General features: G+C 38.3%; 7 protein-coding genes. 2 read left to right on the top strand and 5 right to left on the bottom strand.

Features of this window, described 5'->3' with window-relative positions:
- Positions 1–20 precede the first annotated feature (20 nt).
- The 5 genes from D0T60_RS07815 to D0T60_RS07795 form a co-directional block, all read right to left on the bottom strand.
- Positions 21–2,600 (bottom strand): DUF4458 domain-containing protein, encoded by a 2,580-nt coding sequence (locus D0T60_RS07815; protein ID WP_163217604.1) that lies wholly within the window; start codon positions 2,598–2,600, stop codon positions 21–23.
- Positions 2,601–2,701: 101 nt separating this feature from the next.
- A complete protein-coding gene (locus D0T60_RS07810) occupies positions 2,702–4,297 on the bottom strand; it encodes a hypothetical protein (RefSeq protein WP_163217603.1) in 1,596 nt (531 codons plus the stop codon).
- Positions 4,298–4,376: 79 nt separating this feature from the next.
- Positions 4,377–5,249 (bottom strand): DUF4984 domain-containing protein, encoded by an 873-nt coding sequence (locus tag D0T60_RS07805; protein WP_163217602.1) that lies wholly within the window; start codon positions 5,247–5,249, stop codon positions 4,377–4,379.
- 16 nt (positions 5,250–5,265) lie between these two features.
- A complete protein-coding gene (locus tag D0T60_RS07800) occupies positions 5,266–6,762 on the bottom strand; it encodes a RagB/SusD family nutrient uptake outer membrane protein (protein WP_163217601.1) in 1,497 nt (498 codons plus the stop codon).
- A gap of 12 nt (positions 6,763–6,774) precedes the next feature.
- Entirely contained in the window at positions 6,775–9,717 is a 2,943-nt protein-coding gene (locus D0T60_RS07795) for a TonB-dependent receptor (RefSeq protein WP_163217600.1), read from the bottom strand.
- Between the two features lie 378 nt (positions 9,718–10,095).
- Here D0T60_RS07795 and D0T60_RS07790 point away from each other — a divergent pair, with 378 nt between their 5' ends.
- Positions 10,096–11,424, top strand: a complete 1,329-nt coding sequence (locus tag D0T60_RS07790; RefSeq protein ID WP_163217599.1) for a DEAD/DEAH box helicase — start codon at positions 10,096–10,098, stop codon at positions 11,422–11,424.
- 342 nt (positions 11,425–11,766) lie between these two features.
- A complete protein-coding gene (gene serC / locus D0T60_RS07785) occupies positions 11,767–12,834 on the top strand; it encodes a 3-phosphoserine/phosphohydroxythreonine transaminase (protein WP_163217598.1) in 1,068 nt (355 codons plus the stop codon).
- Positions 12,835–12,906 lie beyond the last annotated feature (72 nt).

The raw sequence follows: 12,906 nt of genomic DNA, 5'->3' as shown, positions 1-12,906 counted from the left end.
TGCTATACATTATATTAATATTAGCGTTCTAATACAAGTGCGTCGCACCCTCTGATATCTTGCCACGGATCGTAAACCAAAAGGTAGCTACCGGCTTTGATGTACGGACATACATCCGAAAGATCAATGGCAATATTAGGGTTGTCTGCTATTTCGAAAGTATTGATTCGGGGAGAGATATAATCGGTAATTTTACGCAGGTCGTTAGAACCTAAATAAAGTGCGCGAAGACTCGCACGATTATACACTCCGCTTGGCCATTCCCTCATGATGCGATTACCTTTTTCGTCGCGTTGAGCACGGAATATAAACATACTTAAGCTACGCAAGTCGGCAATACCTTTAGGGAAGTGGTTAAACCTGTTGTGACTCAGGTTTACCCCATACATATAGGGGAATGTGGCGCTATGAAAGCTTTTAGGAAGTTTTTCCAGTTTGTTGGACGATAAATCCAATGATACTATATTGAAGATATGATCTCCTTCGAAAGCATCCTCTTCAATTTCTTCGATGGCGTTGCCGGCCAAATGAAGATAACTGATATTAGAATTTGCTTTCAGAATCTCTTTTGGGAAGCGTCCAAGCCTATTGTTGAATAAGAAGAATTGCTCTGCATTGATACCTTTAAAACTACCACTTCCATTGATGCCGTTCTCTATGTCTTCTATCTCATTGTAAGAGAAATCTACAACAGACATTCTGAAAATAGACTTCGAATCGAAAATATCAGGGAACAATTTAAACTTATTATGAGAGAAATTAACTTCTTCCTGATCTTCAACTGCCATAAAGTAACCTTCACTATCGCGAGGCAGATCTTCCAACTCATTCCAGCTACAGTTTATCTTATTTATAAAGAAGTCTTTTCCAAATGCTTTCTCAAACTTCTTGATGCCACAGTTCTGCATAACAACATTATTCAGAAGCACCAAACTGGTCAAATCGGGCACCACTTCTAAAGGCTGACTTGGCATCTGAATTGCCTGAATGTAAGTAGTAGAAGCACCGGTACTTAGTTTTTCCAATCCTCTTTTCATCTCTTCAGCAGGCAAATTATAATTAGAAGAGAAAGTAAATACAATCAATTTAGGGAGAGTAGCCAGTCCATCAGGGAACTTGGTTATATTCGGGTTGTAGAACATCTCAACATCAGTCAGAGCAGTCAGTCCCGAAAGGTCTTCGGGAAGTGTTTCAAGTGCACTGTAAGCGATATAGAGTTGAGATAATTTCTTTAAATTATTGATTTCGTCAGGCAAAGAGTAAACTTGGTTCGAGTAATTGAATGGGTTATTACCACTTTTTGTTGGGAAAGCTCTCAATTCACTTTTATTCTCTTTCAACTTCACACCTTGCAGTTTGAACTCATTTACAAACTCTGGTCCGAACTGACACAAAGGATCACTGTTTCGAATGTATGTTTCTGTGAAATGGTTTCTGAATGCCTCAAGGTCGGTAGCACCCAACTCCATCAGTTCGTTGGAGGAAGGATTTACATTAGAGGTACCTGTATTGAAACTGTGAGTACCCAAATAAAGCTGACGCAATTCTGTCAATTCGCCTAAGGCTGCCGGCATGTGACCTTTGGCTCCTACTCCTTCGAGGTTTAAGGATGCTACCCGACCATTATCTACAATCTGAACACCCGGCTGGGCTGTCCATAGGTCAATGTCGCGATTAAAATCCCATTTTACTTTCCAGTTAGGACCATCCAAGGCTTCCCAAATCTTTTTCAGAGCTACGGCATCTTTAATATCTCCTGCCGATTCTTCTAAAGTAATGGGCACTTCGGCAAGAGTTACTTCGTTGTCTTTTACAATAAATTCGTTATCAATAACACTGGTTGATGCTTCTTGTATCTTTTTGTTTCGGTCGAAATAGGTTACAAATCCTGTTACTTCATAAGTACCGGCAGCAACGCTTACAATACTATCAGTCCAGCAGTGGCTGGTATAATAATCTGGTTGACCTTCCGGGTGGAAAGTCTCATGGGTCATTTTCAAACCTTTAAATTCGGTAGTGTTTGTTGTTCCTTTTTTTCGGATAGTCACATCTGCAAACATAATTCTGTGGAAAGCATATTCTTTCAAACCAGTTGCTCTGGTTACTTTCGACAGGTCTTTCACTAATTCGAATTTGATCTGTCCACGCTCGAGCACATTTACTACAATATCCTGAATAATCAATCCGCCTTCCGGTACATGAACCGTAGTGGCTTCATTTGGTTTTCCGGAATAGATGGTTTGGTCTATTTCGTTGTAGAGGGAGTAGTTTACAAGGGTGTAATCTCCTGTTAGAAGCTGGAATTTATCACTCTGCATACCATACTCTGCCAATTCTTTGCTTTGAGCTTCAATCGAAACAGTTTGAGCAATTATATTATTGTCACTGCTACGTAGCGTGATCTTTATTTTTTTCGCTTCGTAGAGATAATTCAATCTGTCATCTGCCCGGGTATTGTATGAAGCGCTTTTATAAAGTCGCAATTGTACAAACCCATAGCCTTCTTGTAGGATATCTTTGTCATCATCGGAGCATCCTGTGGCTGCTACGATAATCACTAATGCGAGTATCCAATTGAAAAATGATGTTGTAAATTTCATAAATAGAAAATTAATTTCTTGACTTTTGTTTTTCTTTGTAGTTCGTAAAAACTTAAATGAAACCGTTCCGAATAGTTTCCGGAACGGTTTTAATTTAAAATTTAATCTTTCATCAATAATATTGCACCCATTGGTTTTCCTGCAGTTTTATCTGCTTCTGAGTCATAGAATAACACAGCAGCAGGACCAGTAGCCCCTGCAAGTTTATCAAGATTTAAAACTGGTAAAAAATCGGGCCAAGGCATATTGAAACTAAGTTCAACTGTACTCCAATCTGCACCGTCAATTTCAACAAGTTCATAAAGGCCTGGACCTTCTGCTTTCCATCCGTTTGGCTTAATCTGCAAAGCACCTGCTCCATCAAGCATAGTATTAGTAAAAGAATATTTATAGGTATTGCCTACTGGTGCTCCGTTTCCGATTATATTAACAAAATTACTTGCATCTATAACATTTTCTGCTGCAATATCTCCTTTTACTCCCCATAATAAAACAAAACCAGTAGTAAGAGGTGCTGCTTTTTGTGAGATTCTCACTACATAATTCAAGCCTTTAGTTGTTGTTTCATTCATTTCATCTGCTTTAAGATAATCTGCAAAATTAACTGTTCCACTAGTCATTTTCTCTGGCAAAATCAATAGATAAAGAGCTTTAAAATCTCCAGTATTGATACCATCTCCTGAAATAGCAATCTCAAAATTACCATCTTTTTCTTGTATGTCTAACCAAGAATTAGCAGGTTGAACCTGAATTGGTTTATTCGATTCGTCAAATTGGACAAGATAAGATTTATATTTCATTTCTTGAGTTTCTACAGCGAATGAAATTTTCTTCTCTTGGGTTTCTTTTTCAGCCTGTTTCTCCTCTATGAAAAATCCTTTGTCATTAAACTTTATACCGCCTCTAATCATATTAAAACGATTTTTAGTAACAAAATTGATTTCTTCATCACCAATTCCAGTATAAGTTAAAGGCACTTCATATTCAAAGTCGCTATCATTCGCATCTTTCACTTTGATTACTCCATTGTATGCAGAAGTGATGAACTCTAATTTCATATTAATATAGTCCATTTCATCACTTTTAGGTTTTCCGCCTAAATCTTCAGCTTTCAAACCAGTAATGGTTTCTGCCTCCATCTCTATAACTTCCGGCATTGATGCTACCCAGTCAAAGTTGGCAACGAAACCTACTTTTACCATATTTGATTTACCCCCATTTACATTCTTTGTGAATTTAAGTTCTACTTTATCGACAGCAGCATTTCCTACAAATAGTTTCACGATACGTTCCTTGCCAATACGGGTAATTTTATAGATCGCTTTGCTCTCGCCTCCCATAGTCAATTTGATTTCGGCAGACTCTTCGGCAAAACTCCAAGCATCATCCTTTACTTTAATTGTTCGCTTAATTTCACCAGCTGAACCTTGATCGGATGATCCAACTTCCTTTTCTTCTTCTCCAACTATTTCAATAAAAGTAAGCCAATTAGTAGCAGCATCTTCTATTTCTATTTTCCAGTCTTTATTAGCCGTGAAGCTAATTTCTTTTGTATTGTTAGGTTCAAGTGTAATTTCCTCTAATTCAGGAAACACAGGAGGTATTACTTCCGGCTTATCATCATCATCACTACAAGATACCAATGAAAGCGCTGTAAACAGTGCGAATGCACTAATCAAAAAGCATTTAGTTTTCATAACATTTAAAAATTTAGTGAACTACAAATAATATACTAAAGTCTTATATCTTAATATTAAATATATATACAGACTACAATCACTCTTCATCTTCATCGGACCACTCGATGATGTTGTAAAAGCTACCTACAATACCTACTTCATTTACATATAAAGTCATATAGTGAATAGCAAATCTCTCGCAAGTATTGAACATGGTTTGTACACCACGCAAATCTTGAGCTTGCACCATTCCATCATAACCATAAATCCAGGTAAAGAAGTTGCGCGAGTCGCCGATGGTTTGTTCTCCCACCATTTTAATACTTGGGTTTAAGACATCAACGGTTGGGTCTATTTGCATATAGATGTCGTAGCCTTTATCATAGAAATCAATAAAGCGGAGAATATTCTTTTCTCTGTTTGCTATTTCTACTTTGATTTTGCGAGTTTCTATACCTCCAAATCCGTTTTGGAAGAAAGATGAGCTTAATCGGCAGTAACCGGCATAGTCGTCAATATTGAAAGGACAGGCTTTCCGCATTTGCACTTTGGTTTCTATTCCATAGAGATCCCATTCTACACTTTTGTCGATACTTGCCAAGCGCAATCCAAAGGTTAATGTGTCGGTGTTCTCTATTTTGTCATAGTTACCACGCACGATGATATTTCCTTTGTTTTCTCCGGCTTTGATTGTCACAGAGTTCGATTCCAGCGTATAGTGGCGACCCAGAATGGCATTTCCTTTATTTCCTATGATCTCAACTCCGAAGGTACGGTCGTGATTGGTAATTTTCGTAGCTACCAGATCAACTTTAAAGGCTTCATTCGATTGTTGTATCGGGTAAACCGCCAGTGTGTCGGCAAACATCACATACGATGGACCATTATAAGTGGTATACTCTTCGCTACAACTGATAAACGATCCTATCATCGTTACCACAATAACTAATCCTGTTATTAATTGTTTCATTGTAGTATTCTTTTTATTATTTATTGCTCTCATTAGGTTTGATATCCGCATCGGGAGAATTAATCTCATGCTGTGGAATGGGCCATACAAACAGCGGATCGTCTGCTTCAATTTTCAGACTACTTCCTTCTTTGATAGAATTCTGTTGTGGAGTACGCTCAAAGCCTTTGTGCCAACGTTTGAGGTCTTGTAGGCGGAATCCTTCCATATATAATTCGCGAACACGTTCTTTGCTTATTTCCTCCAACCAGTTATCTGCTGTGAGTGAGGTAGAAGTATAAGTCGTATATCGTGCAGTGCGAAGGGTGGTAATATCCTTAGCTGCTTTGGTATACTCTTTCTTCTGACAGTAAGCTTCTGCACGAATCAGATATTGTTCTGACATACGGAATACTTTTGGCATATTTACATGCAAAATATTGTAACCGCTTCTGAAGCTCTCGTTACCTTCATATTTAATCAACAAAGGCCATGTTAATCTATGAGAATATCCGGTAGTTGTATTTCTGAAAAATGCAGCCCGTCGTTGGTCGTTAGTACTATAGAGGTTGTATGCCCAAGTAGCTACTACATAGTCGGGAGTATAAGATATATAATTGTAATTCAGGAACACACGTCCTAATGCACCTCCGTATGACGTTGGGGTAAAACCTACTCTCCAGATAATTTCAGTAGAGTTGTCATTGGTCCACATATATTTATAAATCGATTGAGTACTTGTAGCAAGCGAATTAGTACTTGCCAGGTACAAATAATCGTCTTCAATGGTATTGGTTGCATATTCAATGGCTTTGTCCCAATCTTGCATATACAAATATATGCGAGCGTACAATGCATTCACCGCAGTCTGAGTAAAGTATGACATGAACTCTTTAGATTCATTCGTGATTTGCTCTTCTGCCTTTTTCAAGTCTTTCAAAACAAAAGCATACGAATCTTTCAGATTGGCACGAACTCTTTTTTCAGGGTTCTTGTAGCTGGTAATCATTGCCATACCTAACTCTTTTTCGGCCGTTGCCGGGTCGTAAGCTTTACAGAATAGCTTGATTAGTTCCGAATAGCATAGTGCGCGTGCGAAGTGCACTTGCCCCTCGATATTCAAAAGTTCGTCAAGTTCGTCGTCGTCAATTAGCTTCTCACGTAATCCTTCTACATCATCCAGAAACAGATTGCAAGAACCTATAATATTATAAAGTGCGGCATACACACTTGTAACTTCGGTGTTCGTTGGCAAAATTTCCCAACGCCAGAAAGCGCCATAAGTGTTACTGTATCCTTCCACCCCGTACACTAAGTCGGTTTGGATATCAGGCAATATAGTAAGCAGACCGCTATACAAAGCACTGTTTTTAAATCCGGCATAGATTCCCGTTAGTCTTTGATCTGCATCTGATAGGCTCTGCATTCCTCTTTCTTGTGGAATACCATCTCCATCCGGAAACTTGTCGAGGCAGGAAGCTGCACCAAGCGAAATAACTGCCAGCAGTATATAGTATTTAATTTTATGTATCATCCTTATTTGTTTTTAGAAAGTAATATCGGCTCCGAACATGAATTGGCGAGACATCGGATATTGTACCTTGTAAATATTAGCGTCAGATTCCGGATCCAGACCACTAAAACCGGTAAAGGTCAGTAAGTTCTGTCCTTGTACGTATAATCGAGCACTGGAAATAATTAAGGTTTTCTTTAACCATTTTTTTGGTACCGAATAACTAACCATCAAGTTTTTAAGACGCATAAAAGAAGCATCCTCCAGTAAGTGGGTATCAAATTGTGGGCTTACTCCATGACGTGGGATATCAGTTATATCTCCTGGTTCTTTCCAACGGTTGTAGAGCATTCTTTTCGATTGGTTGTAACTATCGAAAAGTCCTCCTCCTTCTTCAAAGAAGCGGTCATTGTTCATCATATAGCGGTTAGCCACCCAACTGAACTGAGCCGAAAGACTAAAATCTTTGTAAGATGCTGTAGTACCAAACCCACCTTGCCAAGGAGCAATACAACTTTTGCCTACCATCACTTTATCGGCTTCATTGTATTTTGTAGTAATTTCTCCGTCTTTCGTATACCAGAGTGCATCTCCATTGGCAATGTTAACGCCTGCGTATCTGTTGAGGAAAAATTCACCATAAGAGTGCCCTACCATTAGTTTTGTTGATGTGGTTCCGGTAACATATTCGTTCAAACCATTATATAGTTCAGTGATTTCATTATAGTTGTAAGAAGCATTTGCACTGATATTCCATGTGAAATTTTTCTTCTGAATCACATCTACGTTTACGTTGAGTTCCACTCCTCGGTTAATCATTGCTCCTACATTATCCCAATGGAAACCCCCTTTACCACTGGCATACGATTCGGGTACAGACATCAGCATATTGGTGGTTTTCTTATTGTATAATTCAATCTCTACATTAGCACGATTGAAGAATCCTAAACGGAAGGCCAAATTGGATGACCATAATTTCTCCCACTCCAGATCTTCATTACCTTGTGAGATAGGACCAACCCCGGCTACATTCAAGTAATTACCTACTCCACCTAACAGTGCGTGGTGCGCATAATTAGGAATCGAAGAGTTACCAGTGGTACCTGTACTAACGGCAATCTGTGCATTGGTAAGCCATTTTATGCTTTTTAGGAATTTCTCGTTTTTTACGTTCCACATAAATCCTAAAGACCAAAATGTGGCAAAGCGTCCGTTTTTACCAAAGCGAGAAGAACCATCGGTACGCAAAGAACCGTCAAAATAAAAACGATCATCGTACGTATATTCACCTCTTCCAAAGAAAGAAAGGAAAGCGTATTCAGCTTTAGAACTATTCCAGGAAGTAACGCGAGTACCATATTTAACGCCTGATAGAAAATCGTTATTCTGTCCGGCACTGCCCACACCAAAGCTTTCAGTAGAGTAGTTGACCCCTTCTTGTCCAAGCATAGCATTAAAATGATGCTTGTCTTTAATATCAAAGGTATAGTTGGCTGTATTGGTAATTGTCAGTGTAACACCTGTTGCGGTACTTTGTCCGGCTTTTCCTTCATAATTATTAGGCAGATAGCTGGGAATACTGATTGTATTTGATCTGCTATTTCCATAGTCTATACCTCCCTGAACGCGGAGAGTAAGTCCTTCAATTGGTTTTGCTTCGGCGAAAAGGCTGGCAAGTACTTTGTATTTCTTAAGGTAATATGGATTATTGACACTCCATTCCAATGGATTTTCGCCAACTGTTTTCCAAGAACCATCGTTAACAGATGCTAAAGAACCGTCTGCTTTGTATGGGCTTACGTATGGTAGCATAAAACGAGAAGCCGAAATAGGAGTATTTGTATAATAATCGCCTCCGGATACAGATTCATGAATCTTTTCGTAAGCCAACATAATGTTTGCACCTACCTTAAACATACTGCTCAGTCGGTTTTCTAAATTAGTGCGAAAGTTATAACGGAGAAAATCAGAATCGCTTGTGGTTCCGTCTTGAGTATAGAAACTACCGGAAAGGTAGTAATTGGTTTTCTCTGTGGCACCACTCACCTGTACCTCGTGGCTTTGCAGCGGAGCACGGTCGTTAAAAATCTCTTCCAACCAGTTGGTGTTGATTTTACTTAGCTTATTGTAGTCTTTTCTTTCTGTCAAGCCAACTTCTTTTTCATACTGGATACGTTCATCTGTATTCATGAGATTCCATTTGCCACTCGCCAACTGCGAAAAACCGTATTGCATACGGTATGTTACCAGAGCTTTGTCTGCCATGCGTCCGCGTTTGGTAGTAATCACCATTACCCCATTGGCTGCACGTGCACCATAGATAGAAGTTGAAGATGCATCTTTCAACACAGAAACCGATTCAATATCGTTAGGGTTAATAGTGTTGAAATCGGAAGCAGAGATTGGCATGCCATCTAAAATGAAAAGAGGATCGTTGCCGGAGTTAATTGAATTTGTACCTCTGATTTTAAATGATGCTGTTGCACTGGGTTCTCCTGATTTGGAGAGAATGGTAAGCCCCGGAGTTATACCTTGCAAAGCTTGGTCAAAACTGGCAGCCGGAACATTTTCCAGTTTGTCTGCTTTCACTGTAGATACTGAACCGGCAATGGTACCTTTTTTACGTACACCATACGCTACTACTACCACATCGTCAATGATATGTGAGTCAGTTCTCAACACCACATTGTGTGTGATTTTAGCATTGCCGGCGGGAACCGTGTATTGCTGAGATTCGTAGCCCATGTACCGGAAGGTGATTGTCGTACCTGCAGCAACAGAGAGAGAGTAACTACCGTCTATTTGTGTAATCACACCGGAATTTGGTCCGGTAACGATAGTGACTCCGATAAGCGGCTCATTGGCATCTGATGATGTCACAATTCCGCTTACTGTTACCAAACCTTGTGCGAAGGCATAGCCTCCCCCCACAAATATGAGTAGGAAGAATGATAACAATAGTCTAATTTTCTTCATAAACCTATACGATTTGAATAATTGGATAAAATAAGTATTTAATGATGCGAAGATAATATAAAAAGATTAAAATAAAACGAATAAATATACAAAAAACTGATAGGGTATGGTCCGATTACTAATACTTTTTGTGACAATAGATATATTTTATAGTTATCTATTTATTCTTTATATAACTCTTTTTGTTAGTTTTTTCTTTGTTTTTAGCTAAATTAGGTGTCAATTCCGCTTGGAAATAAAAGTTTCTGGCTTGGGAATGAAACTAAATGAAATCTGAATAAAGTTTAAAGAACCTTTAGCTGAGTTTATTAATTGAAACAAAAAAATAATTTTATTTATTGTTAAAGCCTGCTGATCTCTTTTTTATACCTTTGTATCATGCAACAAAATAATGAAATTATCAGGCAAGTTCTTCATCAATTGAAAATTGAAGAACTGAATCCTATGCAAAAAGCTGCGTTGGATACTGTAAAAAATGATAGTGATGTCGTTTTATTATCACCTACAGGTTCAGGGAAAACATTGGCTTTTCTTCTTCCTGTATTATTAACGCTCAAGCCGGGAACGGATATTCAAACACTTATATTGGTGCCTTCTCGCGAACTTGCTTTGCAGATAGATTCAGTATTCAAATCGATGAATACTTCTTGGAAAACATGTTGTTGTTATGGAGGTCATCCTATAAGTGAAGAAAAGAAAAGTATAGTAGGAAATCATCCGTCTATTATAATAGGTACACCCGGTAGAATAGCCGACCATTTGCGTAAAGGAAACTTTTCTCCGCAAACTATCCGGACATTGGTAATTGATGAATTTGATAAGTCGCTGGAATTAGGCTTTCAGGATGAAATGGAAGAAATCGTGGCTCAACTTAGCGGATTAAAGAAACGTATGTTGATGTCTGCTACTGATGCGGAAGAGATTCCTCGATTTACCGGATTACATAGAACTACAAAATTAGATTTTCTTCATTCCAATAATCAGGAACAAACAAGGTTACAGCTTCGAAAACTTGTTTCTCCTTCCAAAGATAAAATAGATACGCTTTATAAATTGCTCTGCTCATTGGGAAATTCATCTTCTATTGTTTTCTGTAATCATCGGGATGCTGTAGATAGAGTGAGCAAACTACTGAAAGAAAGGAAGTTATATAATGAGGCGTTTCATGGAGGGATGGAGCAACCCGATAGGGAACGTGCGCTCTATAAGTTCAGAAATAAAAGTTGTTTTGTTCTGATCTCTACCGATTTGGCTGCCAGAGGATTAGATATCCCGGAAATAGAACATATTATTCATTATCACTTACCTGTAAGCGAAGAGGCATTTACTCATCGTAATGGTCGTACTGCCCGGTGGGATGCTGAAGGAACTTCTTACCTTATTATAAATGAACAGGATAGAATTCCGGAATACCTTCCTACAGATTTAGAGGACTATTTGCTTCCGGAGTCGATTCCGCATCCGGCTAAACCGGTTTGGACTACCTTATATATAGGTAAAGGAAAAAAGGATAAGCTAAATAAAGTAGATATTGTAGGTTTTCTTTGTAAAAAAGGACAGCTTTCGGGAGAAGATATAAGTGGAGTGGATGTAAAAGAGCATTATGCATTTGTTACGGTTCGTGCAAGTAGGGTAAAACAATTAATGACCTTAATTCGTAATGAGAAAATAAAAGGAATGAAGACGATTATAGAAGCGGCTTTATAATGAATGTTTTAATTGTAATCTCTATTTTGCAAAAGCGTAACCACCGTGTTAATAAATTGTAATTTGGTAGTGATTTGGCAGTAGTATTTGTGCCATATTTCCTCTTAGATTAATAAATATTCAGTTTTAATGCATTCTTTGTCCTGCTAAAACCTTTAAATGCTTTCTTGAGATTTCCTTTTGTATAGTAATTATTGTTAAAATAATATGTTTTTGAAGTTTTTCCTTTCTATTTGTAGAATATTGATAGATTATTTGCCGAGAAGAAAATTATTAGTAATTTCGCCATGTCTATTAAGACTTAAATAATATTTAGATTTGTATAACCAAAACAAACTTCAAATGAAAAAGCATAATTTTAGTGCGGGCCCTTCCATTCTTCCTCGCGAAGTAATTGAGGAAACAGCGAAGGCAGTCTTGGATTTTAATGGATTAGGTCTTTCTATCCTTGAAATCAGTCATCGTTCGAAAGATTTTCAGGCTGTGGTTGATGAAGCCGAGGCATTGTTTAAAGAACTTCTTAACATTCCCGAAGGTTATTCGGTACTCTTTCTAGGCGGTGGGGCAAGTTTGGAGTTTTGTATGGTACCTTATAACTTCCTTGAGAAGAAAGCGGCTTACCTGAATACCGGTGTATGGGCTAAAAAAGCAATGAAGGAAGCAAAAGGATTTGGCGAAGTGGTTGAGGTAGCTTCTTCTGCAGATGCCAACTATACTTTTATCCCCAAAGATTATACCATCCCGACCGATGCCGATTATTTCCATATTACTACCAATAATACAATTTATGGTACAGAGTTGAAAGAAGATCTCAATTCTCCTGTTCCTTTGGTAGCTGATATGTCATCGGATATTTTTTCTCGTCCGATAGATGTTTCTAAATATATGTGTATATATGGTGGTGCCCAAAAGAATCTTGCACCAGCCGGATTGACCTTTGTGATTGTGAAAAATGATGCGTTGGGTAAAGTGTCTCGCTACATTCCAACCATGTTGAACTATCAGACACATATCGACAATGGATCTATGTTTAATACACCTCCGGTTCTTCCTATATATTCTGCCATGCTAACGCTTCGTTGGATCAAATCTTTAGGAGGCGTAAAAGCAATGGAAGAACGTGCCATTGAAAAAGCCGACATGTTATATAAGGAAATAGATCGTAATAAAATGTTTGTCGGAACGGCTGCCGAAGAAGATCGTTCGCGCATGAACATTTGCTTTGTGATGGCTCCTGAATATAAAGAACTTGAAGCCGACTTCCTGAAATTCGCAGTTGAAAGAGGAATGGTAGGTATTAAAGGACACCGTTCGGTGGGAGGATTCCGCGCGTCGACTTACAATGCTATTTCTAAAGAAAGCGTTCAGGCATTGATCGACTGCATGCAGGAATTTGAGAAAAAATATTAAGATAACTAATAATTTGGAATTTAGAATTAAGAATTATGCGAATTAGAAGATTGAAATCTCTTCTGTTCCAAT

Origin of the sequence: Bacteroides sp. 224 (assembly GCF_010500995.1) — a bacterium.
Classification (GTDB): Bacteria; Bacteroidota; Bacteroidia; order Bacteroidales; family Bacteroidaceae; genus Bacteroides.
Note: the sequence above shows the minus strand (reverse complement) of the source record. Positions and strands in the feature narration are given on the sequence as shown.

Bases quoted from the DNA above. Each gene is read 5' to 3' on its own strand.
- D0T60_RS07815 (WP_163217604.1), bottom strand. From the start codon at position 2,600: ATGAAATTTACAACATCATTTTTCAATTGGATACTCGCATTAGTGATT.
- D0T60_RS07810 (WP_163217603.1), bottom strand. From the start codon at position 4,297: ATGAAAACTAAATGCTTTTTGATTAGTGCATTCGCACTGTTTACAGCG.
- D0T60_RS07805 (WP_163217602.1), bottom strand. From the start codon at position 5,249: ATGAAACAATTAATAACAGGATTAGTTATTGTGGTAACGATGATAGGA.
- D0T60_RS07800 (WP_163217601.1), bottom strand. From the start codon at position 6,762: ATGATACATAAAATTAAATACTATATACTGCTGGCAGTTATTTCGCTT.
- D0T60_RS07795 (WP_163217600.1), bottom strand. From the start codon at position 9,717: ATGAAGAAAATTAGACTATTGTTATCATTCTTCCTACTCATATTTGTG.
- D0T60_RS07790 (WP_163217599.1), top strand. From the start codon at position 10,096: ATGCAACAAAATAATGAAATTATCAGGCAAGTTCTTCATCAATTGAAA.
- serC (WP_163217598.1), top strand. From the start codon at position 11,767: ATGAAAAAGCATAATTTTAGTGCGGGCCCTTCCATTCTTCCTCGCGAA.